Genomic DNA, 17020 nt, shown 5'->3' on the forward strand with positions numbered 1-17020 from the left:
TTCACATTCCCCGCGGGAACGCGTTAGGACTACGTGCGTCAAGCTTAACCGGTGGTTAATCCAAAGACTCGCCGACCTTATCCAGTGCCTCTTCCTTGGCTTTCTCGATCGCGTCCGGCTTTTCCTCCTTGGGCGTTTCGTCCCCTTTCGTCCGGTTCAGGACAGAAGGGGGCACATAAGCGAGGACCCGGTCTCCCGGCTTCAACTGGAAAGGCCGGTCGGAGCTCACGAACTGCAGTTGACCGTCGCGCTCGATCATGACGATGACACTTTCCTCGCCGATGGCTTCGAGGAACTCCTCCGGGCCGTAACTGTCGGAGATCCGCGTCAACTGGAAGCCCCAGCCGTTGTAATGGCGCTGCATCAGCTCATCGAGGCTAAGCGGTTTCGACAGAAGCGGCCGCCCCTGCAGGGCATAGGACACCGCACGCCGGTGCTCGCCGACGCCTTTCGGAGAAGATAGCTGGAACGTCCGTGAACGGTCCATTTCATGGGCAAGGTCAGTGCAGACCAGGGCATTGTGGCTTTCGTTCGGACCGACGGCGAGCAACGTGTTGTAGCGCCCGAACTCGATGTGATGATCGGAGACCTCGGACAGGATCTCGCCATAGAATGTGTCGAGCCCCCTGTTCCGCGCCGGCCGCAAGGCGCGGTAGCTCGAATCGGCGATCAGGACGGGAACGTCCAGTTCTCTGAGCTTCTCTCCCAAAGCTGCGGACCAGGCCGAGCCGCCAACGATCAGGACGCCGGGCCGGCCCGTATGGGCCAGGCCCATCCGCTTCGCCAAGGGCCCGATGGTAAAGCCGTGTGCCACCACTGTGGCGAAGACCATGGCGAAAGCCAGCGGGACCATCTTCTGGCCGTCCATGTAGCCAAGCTCCACCATTTTGGCCGCGAAGAGCCCGGAGACGGCGACGGCGACGATACCCCGCGGCGCAATCCAGCCAATCAGCAACCGCTCCTTCCACGTGATCGGGGTGCCGATGAGGGACAGGATCACGGAAGCCGGGCGGACGATGAACAGCATGGCAATGACGTACAGCGCATCGGACCAGGTGAGGCTGAACAGGATTTCCGGCGTCAGGTTGGCCGTCAGCATGACGAAAACGCCGGAGACGAACATCACCGCGATGTTCTCCTTGAACTGACGAAGCTGGTTGATGCTTGGCAGCTTGGCATTGGCGATGGTGACACCCATCGCGGTCACCGCTAGCAGCCCGCCCTCTTCCTGCAGCGCATTGGCTAGCGCGAAACAGACCAGAACCGTCGACAGCAGCACCGGTGTCTTCAGGAATTCCGGCACCCAGCCATTGCGGAAACTGCGGGCGATGAACAGGCCCAGGACAATGCCAAGAACCGTCGACAGGACTGATCCGAGAAGGAGGCTGCCCGTGACTTGGAAAGGCGAAAGCCCGCCTGCTGCCGGATCGGTGAGGTGCAGCACCTCGAAGACAAAAACAGCGAGCAGCGCGCCGATCGGATCGTTGACGATGCCCTCCCACCGAAGGAGCGTTGCAGGCCGGCTTGAAAGTTTGGCCTGACGCAGCAGCGGCATGATGACCGTCGGTCCGGTGACCACCATGATGCCCGAGAAGAGAAGCGCCGTGGGCGCACTGAGCCCCGCGATCTTGTGGGCGGCGAGATAGCCGAAGATCCAGGCGAGGAAGACCCCAGGCACCACGAGGCGGCGCACGCCCTTGCCGACCTCGCGCAGCTCATCGAACCGGAGCTGCAGGCCACCTTCGAACAGGATGATACCGACCGCGATGGAGATCAGTGGACTGTAGACATCGCCGAGGATTTCCTCGGGTTTCAAAACCCCCATCACGGGACCAAGAATGATCCCCGCGATCGCCATCAGCACGATGGCAGGAAGGTTCAGCCGCCAGGCCAACCATTGGGCGCCGATCCCGGCGAAGCCGATCAGCGTGACCGCGAAGACGATATCCATGGCCTCTCCAGGTTAGCCCGCGAGCGTGGACTGGCCTCTCAACAGTCAGGCGTCCTTGAAGTTCGGCTCTCTCTTTTCGATGAACGCCTTCATGCCTTCTTTCTGGTCCTCGGTGGCGAAGACCGAGTAGAAAAGGCGACGCTCGAAAAGGACACCTTCGGCCAGGGTCGTTTCGAAGGCGCGGTTCACGGCTTCCTTGACCATCATGGAGACAGGGCGCGAGTAGCCCGCGATCTTCTTCGCGACCTCGATGGCCGTATCCATCAGCTCGGCCTTCGGCACGACGCGGGAGACGAGGCCGCAGCGTTCGGCTTCCTCGGCCCCCATCATCCGGCCGGTCAGGCACATGTCCATGGCCTTTGACTTGCCGATGAACCTGGCCAGGCGCTGGGTGCCGCCTGCACCCGGGATGGCGCCGATGGTGATTTCCGGCTGGCCAAACTTGGCATTGTCCGCCGCGATGATGAAGTCGCACATCATCGCCAGCTCGCAACCGCCACCCAGGGCATAGCCCGCAACCGCCGCGATGACCGGCTTGCGGGTACGGGTGACCTGTTCCCAGTTCGAGGTGATGAAGTCTTCGAGATAGGCCTCGGTGGCCGTCTTGTCGGCCATTTCCTTGATGTCCGCACCTGCGGCGAACGCTTTCTCGGAGCCGGTGATGATGATGCAGCTGATCTTCGGATCCGCATCGGCAGCCTTCAGCGCGTCGGTCAGCTCGTTCATGAGTTCGTTATTGAACGCATTGAGCGCTTCGGGCCGTGACAGGCGGATGATCTGGACACGATCGTCGGTTTCGGTCTCTAGGCAGTTGTAAGCCATAGGAAATTCGCTCGTCTTTCTGCCGTCCACGGGAGCGGGACAAGAGGCCCCAATAGACCTCTCATTACTGTCCCGCAACAGCCGTGGGCGGACGCTTTGTCCGCATCTTCGGGGGTGACGGGAGGCGTGAGCGTCGCTATCTGCGCTGCTCAAGATCATTTCCTCGTTCGGAGATCCGCATGTTTTCGATCCTCGCCGCGTCGTCCGGCAACTTCTTCAGCATTTTTGCTGCGCCGTCCCTGCAGGCGATCATTCTCTTTTTTGCAGCCTTCTTTGCGCTGAACGTCCTCGAGAAAGGCCGTTGGGACTGATCTTAGCTCCATGATCGAAGCGATCCTTTTCCTGCTCCTCGGGCTGGTCATCCTGCTGGCCGCGGGTGAGAGCCTCGTGCGCGGGGCAGCCAGCCTTGCCAAGCTCGCCAACGTGCCACCGCTCGTCATCGGCCTGACGGTGGTTGCCTTCGGCACGTCGGCGCCCGAGCTCGTGGTCACGGTAAACGCCGTTCTGGGCGGCGCGGCAGGGATCGCGATGGGCAACATCGTCGGCTCGAATATCGCCAATGTGATGCTCGTGCTCGGCCTGCCTGCAATCCTGACTCCGATCTCGATGGCGGTGCCGCGGCTGCGTCGTCATGCCTTGGCGCTGATCCTCGCGACAGCCGTTTTTTGCGGGATGGTCTACTGGAACCGGGAGATCGCCCTGACCGAGGCGCTCGTCTTTGCTGGCGGCATGGTCCTTTATTTCGCCCTGATGGCCTATGAGGCCCGGACGGGAGAGGCGGACATCGCTCTCGAGGCCGAAGGGCTGGTCGAGGCGAGGCCTCATCTTGGAAAGACCCTCGCCCTCACCATCATCGGGCTCGTGGGCCTTCCGATCGGTGCGACGCTCCTGGTAAACCATGGTGAGCATCTGGCAAAGATGCTGGGCGTGCGCGACGAGATCATCGGCCTGACAGTCGTTGCCTTCGGCACGTCGCTGCCGGAGCTCGCCACCGTCCTCGCCGCCGCGATCCGGCGGGAGGCCAGCGTGTCCGCCGGCACGATTATCGGCTCCAACATCTTCAACATGCTGTTTGTCGGGGCAGCGGCAGGCTTCGCTGGGACCAGCCGGTTCAGCGATGAAGCCGTGACGTACGACCTGCCCATGATGATCCTCGCGACGGCGCTTGTGGCGGTCCTGATCTTCACGCGTCGGAAGTTCGGCCGGATGCTCGGAATCTTCAGCCTCACGGTCTACGTTGCCTACATCGTGTTCCTGGGAACTGGCTCTGTCTGATGACTCGAACGGTGCTCGTGACTGGCGGCGGCAAGAGGCTCGGCCGCGTGATCGCGCTGACCTGCGCCAAGGTCGGCTGGCGCCCGGTCGTCCACTACAACACCTCCGCTGACGAAGCCGAAGAGGTCGCCAAGGAGACAGGCGGCGTTGCGATCGGCCATGATCTCGCCCTCGACGGTGCAGGCCACGCGGTCATCGAGAAGGCTCGCCAAGCCGCGGGCTGCCGCATCGACGCGCTCGTCAATTCAGCATCGATCTTCCCCTTCGACGAGGCCCGCGACGCGACCGAGGACAGCCTTCTTGAGAACTTCCGGATCAACGCCATGGCGCCGATCATGCTGGCCCAGGCGTTTGCCCACCAGGCCGAAGACGGCGGGGTCGTGGTCAACATGCTCGACCAGAAGCTTTTCAACCTGAACCCGGACCATTTCAGTTACACCGTCTCGAAACAGGCCCTGCACGGCGCCACCATCACCATGGCCCAGGCCTTCGCGCCCAAGGTCCGGGTCGTTGGCGTCGCGCCCGGCTACAACCTCCCCTCGCCCGGCCAGGACGAGAAGACATTCGAACGCCTCGCCCCCACGGTCAACGTGTTGCACAAACGCCTGCAACCTGAGCAGGTGGCGGACACGGTGCTCTTCTGCATGCAGAACACATCGATCACCGGGCAAGTCATCATCGCCGATAATGGCGAGCACCTCAAAGCGGCGGCGCGGGACGTCGCCTTCGCGGACTAAAGACCATGCGCCTGCCCAACCTAGCCGAAGGCTACTATGCCGTCTTCCTCGAAGACCTCCGGGCCCACGTGAAGCTCGGTGTGCTCGAGCACGAAACTCGTCCGCAGGCGGTCAGTTTCCAGGTCGGCGCGATCGTCACCCGCGTCGGCAAGGGCGACGGCATCGAGGATGTCGTTGACTATGACCACCTCCGCCAGACCGTGCTCGACGTGACCGAGGGCGAGCATTTCGGCCTGCAAGAATCACTCTGCGAGGCCATCATCAAGACGCTCCGGACACACGGCAATGTCCACGGCGTCGTGGTCGAGACCCGCAAACTCGCTGTCTACGACGATGCGCAAGCCGTCGGCTGCCGCATGGCCTCTATCGACCGGGAGGCGCTGCTTTAGATGTTCGAACAGCGTTACCGCTTCCACTTCGAAGCCGCCCACCAGCTTGGCGTCAATGTCGACACCAAGGACCACCCCTATGCCCATGTCCATGGCCACAGCTTCGAGGTGTTCCTGATCCTGCGCGGCAAGGAGCTTGGCCCGAAGGGCTGGCTCACCGATTTCGGCCGTGTGCGGAAGACGGCGGAGGAGATCCACGACCTCCTCGACCACCGCTACCTCAACGACATCGAAGGGCTGGAGGTCCCGACGCTCGAAAACATCGCGAAGTTTATCTTCGACAAAGCAAGCGCGTCACTCGAAAAGCTCGCAGCCGTCGAGGTCAACCGCCCGTCGCTCGGCGAACAGGTCCGCTACGAAGCGTAGCTGCTAACCCGAGGCCGCTCAACGTAGCCCAAGACTCACACGGCGCTTCGTACGGCTTCCCTGCCCGCTCTACGAGCCTCCCGGACTAATGGGGGAACTTAGCTGAAGACCACGATCGTCTGCCGTGCCGCCGCCAGCGGCCGCCCGTCCCGCGCCCAGACGCCCATGTCCTGCGCGGACCATCCGTCCCCTGCCGAATTGGCATGGCTGTGGATGAGGTACCAGCCGTCCTGCGACGACAGGTCTTCGGACAGGATGTCGATGTGCCAGTTCACGGAACTCACCGGCGCAAAGGTCTTCATCAGCGGTGCTGCCGCCGGTGGGGTCAGGTCCCCGATCGCGACCAGCCCTTCCTCCGTGCCCCGTGCGGCCTCGTCGCGGTGGCGCGCCCACCACGTCATGTGATGCTCGTTCGTCCCCATGAACGGCAAGCCGCCAGCCGCCGGAGCGATCTCGAAATTGCTCAGGAACTTGGGATGGAAAGGCGTTATCTCCATCCGCTCAAGACCCTCAGGACCCGGAACTTCGGGCATGGGCATGTCGGTCAGGGACACCGCACTCTCCCTGCCCGAGCCGTAGACCAGCGACCCCCGGCTTGCGATGCCCTTCTCCGCCGTCACGTCGAACTCGACGAAAGTCGTCGACTTGCCCTGCCGGAGGACCCGGCTCGTCGCGGTCACCGAGCCAGCGGCAGGCCCGATGAAAGCAACCTGCACGGAGCGAAGCGGCGGCAGGTCCGAGGTGCCCCGCCGTGCTGCCACCAAACCGATCGCGGCGGTCAGTCCGCCGTAAGCGGTCCGGCCCTGCGCCCAGCTCTCCGGGATCTCGACCATGAGGTCACCCTCGGCCGCTTTGCCTTTCAGGAGATCGGAGAAAATCATCACGCTACCCTTTCGCCTTCGCCCGCACGGTGCCAAAGCCCGCAGCCATGAGTGCTCCTAGCGGCAAGATCTTCTCCGGCGAAGCGACCTTTATGCTCGGCGCCGTCAACATGGCGGGCCTGCCGCCGGCTGACCTCGGCGAATTCGCCTTCGCCGGACGGTCCAATGTCGGCAAGTCGTCGCTTCTCAACGCGCTGATGAACCGCAAGGGCCTCGCGCGCACTTCCAACACCCCCGGCCGCACGCAGGAGGTCAACTTCTTTGACATTGGCGGAGAGTTCAGGCTGGTCGACCTGCCGGGCTATGGCTACGCCCGCGCCTCGCGGTCCAAGGTCGATGCGTGGACGCAGCTCATCTTCGACTACCTGCGCGGCCGTCCGAACCTCTTGCGCGTCTTCGTGCTGATCGATAGCCGCCATGGCATAAAGCCGGTGGATGAGGAAGGCATGGCCCTCCTCGACGAGGCGGCGGTCAGCTACCAGATCGTCCTGACGAAGCTCGACAAGATCAAGGAGACCAAGGCGGCGTTTCGCATCAATGAAGTGACCGAGCAGCTTGCCAAACGCCCTGCCGCCCACCCACGGGTCCTCGCCACGTCCTCGGAGAAAGGCATCGGCATCAAGGAGGTCCGGGGAGAGATGCTCGAGGCCCTGCGGAACTGGAACGGCTGAGGCTCCCGGCAACGAAAAAGGCCGCCCAGCGGGCGGCCTTCTCTGTTTTTTCGAAACAGGATCAGCGGAACTTCACCGACTGACGCGCGCCCACATCCGGCGTCTTCTCGTCAATCAAATTCGCCTTGGCGATCTCCCAGCCGAACTTCACCGAGCTATCGGTCGAGCCCCAGACCGTTGCGGTCTCGAGGTCGAACTGCAGCAGCACCAGCGTCGGGTCGTCCTTTCCGCTCTCGTACCAAGCCGCGACAACGGGGTTCCAGAGCTGCTCGACCTTCTCTCGCACTGTGTTCTCGCGGATGTGACCCGTGGCGCAGGCATGGAAGTCATGGTTCTTGCCGACGACGCAGAAATGGGCGGTGTTGTGGCCGCTCCGGATTTCGGAGACGAGATCGCTGTCGCTCTTGGCGAAGATCCAGAGGGTGTTCGTTCCCTCTTCGCGAGTCGCAGCCATTGGCTGGGCGTGGAGCGACGAGCCCTCGAGGTAGAGCATGCCCGCGGGCACGTCATCGAGCTGTTCGAAGAACTGCTTGTCGGGGTGGTTCTTGGTCTCGTTCAGGTCAACCATCATGTCCTCCAAATCGTTTGCCCCCCGAACAGGGAGGCGGCGGAGGCGGTTCCGGGCTGCGGCAGTGTAACCTGTCGCTGGGTCATCGAGAACAAGGGCCCAGAGACACGGGGAGCACCGGCATGACCGGCACGCCGCAACTGAGAGTGATCGACGGGAAGACCGCATCGTCGCGTCCTGTCACCGACCTTTCCGGTCTCGGCCGGTTGATGGCCGAGGCCCAGGCTGGCGACAAGCGGGCCTATAACCAGGTCCTCAAAGCCTGCGACGCATGGCTGCGGGTCTTCCTCGCTCGCCGCGTCGCGCCGGAGTCGGTCGAAGACATCGCGCAGGAGGCCCTGATGGCTCTTCACCGCAAGCGCCACACCTACGACCCGGACAAGCCGTTCGCGCCGTGGTTCGTGGCCATCGCGCGCTACAAGTGGCTCGACCGGCTGCGCCAGCACTATCGCGCCGAAGAAGTCGAACTCGAGGACCAGGCCTCGGTCGGGGGCCATGAAAGCGCCGTGATGTCGAGGATCGTCCTCGAACGCCTCCTCGCCCACATTCCGGAGAACCAGGCCCAAGCCATCAGGCTTGCGAAGATCGACGGGTACGCCCTCGACGAGATCGCCCAGATGACCGGTCAGTCCCTGTCCTCGGTCAAGGTCAGAATTCACCGCGGCATGAAGCGGATGATGAAGAAGCTGGAAGAATCCCATGCGTGAGCATCAAACCTCAAGCAGCACCCAGTCGCTGATCGACGGCCTGACCGAGAGCATGGCTCCGGTGGCGCGCCGCAACCCGCGCCGCGAAGCGCTCGTGCTAGGCGGCATCCTGTTCCTGCAGCTCGCGGGCACGATAGCCCTGATGGGCACCAATGCCGTTGCGGTTTTCACGCATGATTTCTGGGGCTCTGCCGCGAAGGCTGTGATGTTTGCAGGCTTCGCCCTCGGTTTCGCGCTGCTCGCTTTCAGGAGCTTCGATCCCACCGCGCCGCGGCAGAAGAACCTCGCCATTGCCATGGCCGGCGCCCTTGTCGGGTTCGGTGTCCTGACACTCGACCGGAATTTCGGTGGCGGTGCGCTCAATGTCCTTCGCCCGGCCAATGGTATCCAGTGCCTCATCAGCTCGATCAGCTTCGCCATCCCGATGTTCATTGCGCTGACCGTTTTCATGCGCGGCGCGGCACCGACCCAGCCAAGGATGACGGCCCTGTTCATCGGTATTGCATCCGGCGCTTGGGGCACCTTCATCTACGCCCTGCAATGCCCCTTCACCAATATCGGGTACCTTGCAGCCTGGTATGGCGGCGCCATCGCCATCACGACACTGGTCGCGGCAGTTCTCCTGCCGCGCCTTGCGCGTTGGTGACCTGGCCGCTGAGCAAGGCAACGCCCTGAGCGAACCGCCGCGCCTTGAGCGCTGTTCATGGTCCCATGACGGTCGGGTGCACGAAGTTTCAGCAGCTTGTCCTTTCCGGTGGCGGCACGCGCTGCTACTGGCAGGGCGGCTTTCTGCACGCGGTCGGAAATGAGATCGGTCTTGGCAGCATTGAGCGCATCTCCGCGGTCAGCGGCGGCGCCCTGACCGCCTGCGGCCACGTCGCCCATATTGGCGAGCGCATTCTCGAGAAAACCCTCGAAGTCTTCGAGCGCGAGACCTCCAACCTCGATCCGTCGAGCGAAGAAGGCGGCCCCACCCCTCACGAAGAGGCGTACCGAGAGATAGTCGAGGCGGTTTTCGACGAGCCGGCCATCCGCTCGGTGGCGGAAGGCCCGGAGATCGAGATCGTCCTGACTGGCCTGCCGGAGAAACTATGGGACGAGCTTTCGATCGCCGCCACTTTCGGCCTCTATCTGGTGGACCGCCTTGCCAGGGGCTCGACGACCAAGACACTGACCAAGCTGGCCGGGATCGAGGAAGTCCGCGTCAGCGCGAGAAAGGCCGCGCGCGACGGTCGCCTCGTGGATCTTGTCACCACCGCCGCCCGTATCCCGCCCGTGTTCGACGTCGATAGCTGGAACGGCCAGCACGTGATCGACGGCGGTTCGATCAGCGACGCTCCCTTTCCCAGCGAAGACAAAGGCAACAGCCTTATCCTTCTTGCCTCCGACTTCAGGCATGTTCCGCACAAGGAAGGCCGTATCTTCGTCATGCCTTCCCAGACAGTCCCCACCGACAAGATCGACTTCACCGATCCCACGGAGGTCCGCGACGCCTGGGATCTCGGGCAGAAGGACGGCTTGGCCTTTCTCGAGGCATGGAGGATGGGACCCATGGACTGGCAAAAGGTCTACACACCCTCATGAGCACGACGCTTGCAAAAAGCTCCGCCCACGCCCCGGATGCTGGCCAGCCGCTCAGGTTCGACCAGCTCGTCCTGTCGGGCGGCGGCACCCGCTGCTTCTGGCAGGCGGGTTTCCTCCACCGGGTCCGCGACGAGATCGGGCTGGAACCGTCGCGCATTTCGACGGTCTCGGGCGGTGCCATGGTCGGGGCTGGCTTTGTCGCCCGGCTTGGTCCCGACCTCTTGCGCCTCACGAAGATCAGCTTCCGCCACGCGCGCAACTTCCACTGGCCCACGAGCTATCTCGGCTTCCTTCCGCATGAGGAACAATACCGCCGCGTCATGGAGAAGGTGTTCGACGATGAAGCCTTAGAAAAAATCAAGAACGGTCCCCCGATCGAGGTGGTCCTGACCGAGCTTAACGCGCGCATGCCCGACGGTCTGTCGGCCGCTGCCGGGCTCGTCACCTATCTGATCGAGCGTGCGTGGAAGGATTCCACGGACAAACACTGGACCAAAAAGCTCGGGCTCAAAGAATACCGTGCCTGCGCCCGTGAGGCTGCGGCAGAAGGCAGGCTGCCGGAGCTGATCCTCACCGCGGCGCGCATCCCACCGATCTTCCAGTTCGAACATTGGGACGGACGCCCGGTGATGGACGGCGGTTCGATCTCCGATGCGCCCATGCCGAGCGAGGAGACAGGCAACACGCTTTGCCTGCTGGCGAGCTATTTCAGCTTCCTGCCCCACCGCAAGGGCCGCTACTTCATCATGCCTTCGCGCACGATCCCCACGGGCAAGATCGACCTCACCGAGTCCAAGGAAATCCAGGAGGCATGGGACCTTGGCGAGGAGGATGGCGAGGCGTTCCTCGAGATGTGGCGCAAGGGCGAACTCGACTGGCGGCGACCGCAAGTGGCGTCCAGACACCTAGGGCGCTACGTTTGCATGATGGTCCATCCGATGAACATCGTCGTCCTGACAGGCGCAGGCATCTCTGCCGACTCTGGGGTCGATACCTTCCGCGATCCCGACGGCGCGTGGGTGAAGAACGACCCGATGAAAGTCGCAACGCCAGAGGGCTTCGCCGAGGATCCCGCGCGGGTTCATGCCTTCTACAACGCAAGGCGCGCACAACTCCCGACTGTCGATCCGAACCCGGCGCATTTCGCGCTGGCCGAACTGGAGGCCGAGCTGGTCAAGGCAGGCGGCAGTTTCACCCTCGTGACCCAGAACGTCGACAACCTGCACCAGCGCGCAGGGTCGAAGCGGGTCCTCCCGATTCACGGATCGCTCGACAAGGCGGAATGCTCGGCCTGCGGACATGTGACCGTGTGGAAGGACGACCTCTCGACAGAGACGCCCTGCCCCGCCTGCGGGACCACGGCCATGCGACCCTATATCGTCTGGTTTGGAGAGATCCCCCGCCATTTCGACGAGGTCGAGGACGCGATGATGGATGCTGATCTCTTTGCCGCGATCGGGACGTCGGGCAGCGTCTATCCTGCTGCGGGCCTCGTCGCCTTCGCGCGGGAGCGCGGCATTCCCCGGATCGAGCTCAATCTCGAACCTTCGGACAATGCTGCGCTCTTCACGGAGAACCACTACGGCAAGGCGAGTGAGATCGTGCCCGCCTGGGTGAAGACCGTGCTCGGATAATCAGGCGTCGAATGCGGCCTTGGTCGTCTGGCGCAGAAGATCGAGATCGACACCCGGCGCCATCTCCACGAGCTTCAGCCGCTTCGAATCCTTGTCGACGTCGAAGACCGCATGGCTCGAAATCACCCGGTCCACGACCTGCACGCCGGTCAGCGGCAGGGTGCATTCGGGCAGCAGCTTCGGATCGCCCGACTTGGAGACGTGATCCATCAGAACGACCACGCGCTTCACCCCGGCGACGAGGTCCATCGCGCCGCCCATGCCCTTGACCATCTTGCCCGGAATCATCCAGTTGGCGAGGTCGCCAGCCTGGGACACTTCCATCGCACCGAGGATGGAGAGGTCGATATGACCCCCACGGATCATCGCGAAGCTGTCGGCGGAGCTGAAATAACTTGTCTTGTCGAGCTCGGTGATCGTCTGCTTGCCGGCATTGATGAGGTCGGCATCGACCTCGTCCTCGGTCGGGAAAGGCCCCATGCCGAGCATGCCGTTCTCCGACTGCAGCGTCACCTCCATCCCTTCAGGAATGTAGTTCGCCACCAGCGTCGGAATGCCGATGCCGAGGTTCACATAGAAGCCGTCTTTGAGTTCAGTCGCGGCCTTCTCGGCCATCTGTTCACGGGTCCAGGGCATGTGATGCTCCTTTCATTATCTGCTGACGGAGAGCTCAGGCGGCACGCACGGTCCGCTGCTCGATCCGCTTCTCCTGATCGGCCTGGATGATCCGGTCGACATAGATCCCCGGCGTATGGATATGATCCGGGTCCAGATCACCTGTTTCGACCAGCTCCTCCACCTCGGCAACGCAGACCTTGCCAGCCGTTGCCATCATCGGGTTGAAGTTGCGCGCGGTTTTTCGATAGACGAGGTTGCCCTCCCTGTCGCCCTTCCATGCACGGACGATCGAGAGGTCGGCCTTCAGGCCCGTCTCCATGATGTAGCGCTCCCCGTCGAATTCGCGCTCCTCCTTGCCCTCGGCAATCAGCGTACCGACGCCTGTCTTGGTGAAGAAGGCCGGGATGCCCGCGCCACCAGCACGGATGCGCTCGGCCAGGGTGCCTTGCGGGTTGAATTCAAGCTCCAGCTCGCCTGCAAGATATTGCTTTTCGAAAGTCTTGTTCTCGCCCACGTAAGAGCTGACCATCTTCTTGATCTGCCGGGTCTGCAGAAGAAGACCGAGCCCCCAGTCATCGACGCCGGCATTGTTCGAAATGACCGTGATGTCCTTCACGCCCGAATCGCGCAGCGCGATGATGAGCTGCTCGGGGATCCCGCAGAGGCCGAAGCCCCCGGCCATCACTGTCATGCCGTCGAAAGTCAGACCGTCCAGCGCTTCCCTCGCGCTGGAGAACACCTTGTTGGCCATCGCGTTTCTCCCGTGAAAGCTCGTTTCGGCCACGTGTTGCCGAGCCCACGGGATTCCGCAAGGGCGGGTTCCATCATGTGATTGAGCGAAATGGTCCTACCAGGCCGGCGGGACTTCCATGATCCGGAAGGTGGTTGCCTCGACGGCTTCCGCCGCCTCGCGCTGGGCCGCGAGCTGACCGGGGAAACGCGGCGCCGCAGGGCTGTCGCAGCCCATGGCGAAGCCGACACCCTTCAAGTAGCTGCGGCGCAGGCGGCCATTGCGATAGGCTTCTCTGATTGCCCGGTCATGGGCATTCGCCCCGGTCGCGCGGCGAACCACGGAGCGGAAGGGAATGAGGTCGGTCGTCAGGTCACTGACGAGCTTGTAGGCCTGGTCGTCGGCGAGGTCGGAAACCTGCCCACGCAGGGATGTCGTCTCTTCGATATCGAGTGCATCAATATCCGAGCCGACATAGGCTTCCAGGTCGAGAATCTCGATCTCGATCCCGGCGCAGCTCGTCGGAACCGGTTTCTCGTAGACGTTCAGGTCGCGCAGGATCGGCGGGATTTCCTCGCGACGGACATTGAGGTCCGCCAGCGGGGCGAGCACGCCCTCGGTAATCCCCCCCGTGACGCCATCATCGGCATCATGGGGCCGGGTATGACACCCGGAGACCGCCATCACCACTGATGCGAGCGTCAGACACTTCCACCAACCCATGGTTTCACCGTACCACGAAGACCCTTCAAAGTCACAACTACCATTCAGAAAACGCAACAATCCTGCCGAAGTTCGCTGCTGATCGGCAGGAGTGTTCACGCCTGCGTGCACTGGGGACAGTTCGATCTGTCCCGTGTTGGGAAAGGTGTAGCCAATCTGAGGGCCGACTTATGAAGTTTCTGCTTTCCACCACCGCAATCTCCACTCTCCTGTTGACCACGACGGCCTTTGCCCATCTTGGCCAGGACACGCAGGAGACGGAGGCAAAAGACGTCGAGAAGTACGTTGAGGACTCGGCGGAGCAGCCGATCACGCCGACTGATCTCGACCAGGATGCGTTGGATCGCGTCGAGGATGCCGAGACCCTGAACAAGATCGTTCTCGACGCCACGACCGAGGCCGGCGACGGTAAGGTTATCGTCGAAACAGGTGATGATGAACGGAAACAGGTCGTCGCTGATGCTTCGACCACGCCTGACCGTCCGTCCCAGAATGAAACGGACGATGGCGATGACAATGAGTTGAATGAAACCCAACGTCGCCAGCAGGCCGCAATCAACGCGATCCTCGCAAAGACCTCCGACGAAACCCGCACCGCAAGCAGCGACGTCGATAGTGACGAGAACAACGCCGAGCCGGAGAAAGTCGCAACCAACGCAGAGGTCAAAGAGGACGAAACCTACGAAAAGCAGGCCAAGCCCGAGGCCGAGTCGCCGATGATGAGCGCGGCCATGCAGGACAAGCATCGGAAGATGATGACAGAGCAAGCGGAGATGCGCTCCGACGATGTCTTCATCACGACCACCTCCGTCCGCCTGCGCCCCGATGCGATCAACGCCAACCGCTTGCTGGGCGAGGACATCGACAGCATCGAAGGCGATGACGATATCGCAGAACTTGATGACCTCATTATCGACAAGGACGGCCGGGTAACCGAGGTTGTCCTGAAGGCCGGCGGCGTGCTCGGCCTTGGCGAGAAGACCTATGTGTCGACCTTCGACAAGCTGACATTCCGGCCTGAGGAGGACGACGACGAGGACGAACTCGACATCATCATGAACGCGGACAAGGACACGATCAAAGCGCTTGCGCCGTGGTCGCGGGATGAGTTCGCCATCGGTGAGAACGGAATGACGCTGCTCACCGAACTCAAGGGCGCCGAGCTACGCATTCCTGGCGTCGATGAGGAGGTCGAGGTCCAAGACGTGATCATCAGCCCAAGTGGCCTCGTCCGTTCTCTGATCATCGAGCGTGACGGCCAGCGATTTGCCCTCGACTACGACCGCATCTCGGTCAGCGAAGGCAGTGCTGATGACGATGCAGGCTATACGGTCAACCTGACCCCTGCCGAACTCGCAGCGCTCCCGGTCCTGATCGTCGATATCGAGGACAACCCGCTCCGCCGGGTGGGAACGGCCATCGAGAATGCCGCCGAGAACACAGCGGAAAAAGCCAAGAAGGCCACCCGTGCCCTGCGTTCGGAGGGCCGTGAGGCCGCCGAAGAGGCAGACGAAGCCGCTGGAAACGCCAAGCAGGAACTCGAAGAGACCGGCAATGAGGTGGAAGCCGAAGCCGAAGAGACCTGGAACGAAACCAAGGAAGCCGCCGAGGCCGCCGAAGAGGAAGCCGAGGAAACCACGAACGAAGCTGCTGATGCAGTCGAGGACGCAGGCGACGATTTCAAAGAAGGCGTTGAAGAAGCGACCGACGGTCGTCCAAACCGCTAAAACCGATCATCGGTTCAAAAAAGAAAGGCCGGGGTTCGCCCCGGCCTTTTTCGTCTCCGTTTGCGGCGGGCCTTAGAGGTCCAGCAGCAGGCGTTGCGGATCCTCGAGGTTCTCCTTGATCCGCACCAGGAACGTCACGGCGCCTTTGCCGTCCACGATCCGGTGGTCGTAAGTCAGCGCGAGGTACATCATCGGGCGGATCTTGATTTCGTCATTGATGACCACCGGACGCTTCTCGATACGGTGCATCCCGAGAATACCCGACTGCGGCATGTTCAGGATCGGCGTCGACATCAGCGAGCCGTAGACACCGCCATTGGTGATGGTGAACGTGCCGCCCTGCATTTCTTCGAGCTTGAGCTGGCCGTCACGGGCCCGGCGACCGAAGTCTCCGATCTCCTTCTCGATCTGCGCCAGGTTCTTCTCGTCGGCATCACGCACGACAGGAACAACGAGCCCTTTGTCCGTACCCACCGCAATACCGATATCGTAGTGGTTCTTGTAGATGATATCGGTCCCGTCGATCTCGGCATTGACCTCGGGCACTTCCTTGAGAGCCTGGATAGCCGCTTTCACGAAGAAACTCATGAAGCCGAGCTTCACGCCGTGCTTCTTCTCGAAGAGGTCCTTATATTTGGAGCGCGCCTGCATGACGGCTGTCATGTCCACGTCGTTGAAGGTGGTCAGCTGCGCTGCCGTTTCCTGGCTTTCCTTCAGGCGGCGGGCGATGGTCTGGCGCAGGCGGGACATCTTCACGCGCTCTTCGCGCTCTCCCAGCTCACGCGGAGCGACCGGTGCCTTGGCCTTGGCCGGTTCCGACGAAGCGGCACCCGCCTTCTCGAGGGCTTTGAGGGCATCCCCCTTGGTGATGCGCCCGCCGCGGCCCGTGCCTTCGATGTTCGACGGGTCGAGACGGTTCTGCTCGACGATGCGGCGCGGTGCGGGCGAAAGTTCCGTATTCGTCTGCTGGACCTGGCTCGCGGCAGCCTGAGGCTTGGTTTCCTTGGCAGTGCTGCCGGCAGCAGCTTCCCCGGACGTGATGATGCCGAGAACTGCGCCGACGGAAACCGTCTCGCCTTCCTTCGCGACAATCTCCTTGAGGACGCCCGACACAGGGGCGGGCACATCGACCGCCGCCTTGTCCGTCTCGAGGGTGACGACCGGCTCGTCGATTTTCACGTAGTCGCCGACCTTGACAAGCCATTCGCCGACATCGGCTTCCGTCACGCTCTCGCCGGAGGACGGCGCGAGGATTTCGACCTCTTCGCCCTCAGCCGTCGCGCTCTCCTTGATGGTGCCTTCGCCCGGAGAAGCTGCGGCGGTCGTCAGTTGTTCGTCCGTAGGCTGCACACCGCCGCCTTCGTCGCCTGCAGCATTGCCGTTCACCGCAGCGCCAGAGCTCTCGCCGATTTCGCCAAGCAGAGCGCCTAGCTCGACCGTGTCGCCTTCCTTGGCGGCGATCTTGCTCAGCACACCCGCGGCAGGTGCGGGCACCTCCACGGAGACCTTGTCAGTCTCGAGTTCAACCACAGGCTCGTCGGCGGCGACCTGGTCGCCTTCCTTTTTCAGCCATCGGCCAATGGTGGCCTCGGTGACGCTTTCTCCGAGGGTGGGGACGCGGATCTCTACCATGATGC

At 62.6% G+C, this 17020-nt stretch carries 19 protein-coding genes; 11 read left to right on the top strand and 8 right to left on the bottom strand.

The window, feature by feature from the left end; translation table 11 throughout:
* Window positions 1-55 precede the first annotated feature (55 nt).
* Both IE053_RS05065 and IE053_RS05070 read right to left on the bottom strand, forming a co-directional pair.
* Entirely contained in the window at window positions 56-1951 is a 1896-nt protein-coding gene (locus tag IE053_RS05065; protein WP_189572752.1) for a cation:proton antiporter, read from the bottom strand.
* A gap of 45 nt (window positions 1952-1996) precedes the next feature.
* On the bottom strand, window positions 1997-2773 hold the full coding sequence (locus IE053_RS05070) for an enoyl-CoA hydratase (protein WP_189572755.1): 777 nt from the start codon (window positions 2771-2773) through the stop codon (window positions 1997-1999).
* A gap of 179 nt (window positions 2774-2952) precedes the next feature.
* On the opposite strand from IE053_RS05070, the gene IE053_RS14565 reads away from it, so the two are divergent.
* From IE053_RS14565 to IE053_RS05090, 5 genes are read left to right on the top strand one after another with little or no spacing between them, the layout of a single operon-like run.
* Window positions 2953-3084, top strand: coding sequence for a hypothetical protein (locus tag IE053_RS14565; protein WP_268249044.1), 132 nt, complete (start codon window positions 2953-2955; stop codon window positions 3082-3084).
* A gap of 10 nt (window positions 3085-3094) precedes the next feature.
* The gene (locus tag IE053_RS05075; RefSeq protein WP_189572773.1) at window positions 3095-4048 is read left to right on the top strand and encodes a calcium/sodium antiporter; all 954 of its coding nucleotides are present in this window, start codon (window positions 3095-3097) and stop codon (window positions 4046-4048) included.
* Window positions 4048-4785 (top strand): SDR family oxidoreductase, encoded by a 738-nt coding sequence (locus IE053_RS05080; RefSeq protein WP_189572776.1) that lies wholly within the window; start codon window positions 4048-4050, stop codon window positions 4783-4785. Before IE053_RS05075 ends, IE053_RS05080 begins: the two co-directional genes overlap by 1 nt.
* A gap of 5 nt (window positions 4786-4790) precedes the next feature.
* Window positions 4791-5174: a dihydroneopterin aldolase gene (locus IE053_RS05085; RefSeq protein WP_189572780.1), complete on the top strand. Its 384-nt coding sequence runs from the start codon at window positions 4791-4793 to the stop codon at window positions 5172-5174.
* Entirely contained in the window at window positions 5175-5540 is a 366-nt protein-coding gene (locus tag IE053_RS05090) for a 6-pyruvoyl trahydropterin synthase family protein (RefSeq protein ID WP_189572784.1), read from the top strand.
* Between the two features lie 98 nt (window positions 5541-5638).
* Here the strand turns inward: IE053_RS05090 and IE053_RS05095 are convergent, their stop codons facing one another.
* Window positions 5639-6421, bottom strand: a complete 783-nt coding sequence (locus IE053_RS05095; protein WP_189572787.1) for a thioesterase family protein — start codon at window positions 6419-6421, stop codon at window positions 5639-5641.
* A 47-nt stretch (window positions 6422-6468) separates the two neighbouring features.
* Between IE053_RS05095 and yihA the strand changes: the two genes are divergently transcribed.
* Window positions 6469-7092, top strand: a complete 624-nt coding sequence (gene yihA, locus IE053_RS05100; protein ID WP_189572790.1) for a ribosome biogenesis GTP-binding protein YihA/YsxC — start codon at window positions 6469-6471, stop codon at window positions 7090-7092.
* 61 nt (window positions 7093-7153) lie between these two features.
* Here the strand turns inward: yihA and IE053_RS05105 are convergent, their stop codons facing one another.
* Window positions 7154-7663, bottom strand: coding sequence for a pyridoxamine 5'-phosphate oxidase family protein (locus tag IE053_RS05105; protein ID WP_229786065.1), 510 nt, complete (start codon window positions 7661-7663; stop codon window positions 7154-7156).
* Between the two features lie 119 nt (window positions 7664-7782).
* Here IE053_RS05105 and IE053_RS05110 point away from each other — a divergent pair, with 119 nt between their 5' ends.
* The 4 genes from IE053_RS05110 to IE053_RS05125 are packed head-to-tail and all read left to right on the top strand — an operon-like array spanning window position 7783 to window position 11585.
* The gene (locus IE053_RS05110) at window positions 7783-8367 is read left to right on the top strand and encodes a sigma-70 family RNA polymerase sigma factor (RefSeq protein ID WP_229786066.1); all 585 of its coding nucleotides are present in this window, start codon (window positions 7783-7785) and stop codon (window positions 8365-8367) included.
* On the top strand, window positions 8360-9013 hold the full coding sequence (locus IE053_RS05115; RefSeq protein ID WP_189572793.1) for an NrsF family protein: 654 nt from the start codon (window positions 8360-8362) through the stop codon (window positions 9011-9013). The genes IE053_RS05110 and IE053_RS05115 overlap by 8 nt, the downstream gene beginning before the upstream one ends.
* A 44-nt stretch (window positions 9014-9057) precedes the next feature.
* Window positions 9058-9951 (top strand): patatin-like phospholipase family protein, encoded by an 894-nt coding sequence (locus IE053_RS05120; RefSeq protein ID WP_189572796.1) that lies wholly within the window; start codon window positions 9058-9060, stop codon window positions 9949-9951.
* A complete protein-coding gene (locus IE053_RS05125; RefSeq protein ID WP_189572799.1) occupies window positions 9948-11585 on the top strand; it encodes a Sir2 family NAD-dependent protein deacetylase in 1638 nt (545 codons plus the stop codon). Before IE053_RS05120 ends, IE053_RS05125 begins: the two co-directional genes overlap by 4 nt.
* On the opposite strand, the gene IE053_RS05130 is transcribed toward IE053_RS05125, so the two are convergent.
* The 3 genes from IE053_RS05130 to IE053_RS05140 form a co-directional block, all read right to left on the bottom strand.
* Window positions 11586-12221: a CoA transferase subunit B gene (locus IE053_RS05130; RefSeq protein WP_189572802.1), complete on the bottom strand. Its 636-nt coding sequence runs from the start codon at window positions 12219-12221 to the stop codon at window positions 11586-11588. It abuts the gene before it with no gap.
* Window positions 12222-12255: 34 nt separating this feature from the next.
* On the bottom strand, window positions 12256-12954 hold the full coding sequence (locus IE053_RS05135) for a CoA transferase subunit A (protein WP_189572805.1): 699 nt from the start codon (window positions 12952-12954) through the stop codon (window positions 12256-12258).
* Between the two features lie 96 nt (window positions 12955-13050).
* Window positions 13051-13656 carry a hypothetical protein gene (locus IE053_RS05140; RefSeq protein WP_189572809.1) on the bottom strand — a complete coding sequence of 202 codons (606 nt, stop codon included), beginning with the start codon at window positions 13654-13656 and terminating at the stop codon, window positions 13051-13053.
* A 170-nt stretch (window positions 13657-13826) separates the two neighbouring features.
* On the opposite strand from IE053_RS05140, the gene IE053_RS05145 reads away from it, so the two are divergent.
* Entirely contained in the window at window positions 13827-15383 is a 1557-nt protein-coding gene (locus tag IE053_RS05145; RefSeq protein ID WP_189572812.1) for a PRC-barrel domain-containing protein, read from the top strand.
* A gap of 72 nt (window positions 15384-15455) precedes the next feature.
* Here IE053_RS05145 and odhB read toward each other — a convergent pair whose 3' ends face one another.
* Entirely contained in the window at window positions 15456-17015 is a 1560-nt protein-coding gene (gene odhB / locus IE053_RS05150) for a 2-oxoglutarate dehydrogenase complex dihydrolipoyllysine-residue succinyltransferase (protein WP_189572815.1), read from the bottom strand.
* Window positions 17016-17020 lie beyond the last annotated feature (5 nt).

This window comes from Parvularcula lutaonensis (assembly GCF_014651915.1).
Lineage (GTDB): Bacteria > Pseudomonadota > Alphaproteobacteria > Caulobacterales > Parvularculaceae > Parvularcula > Parvularcula lutaonensis.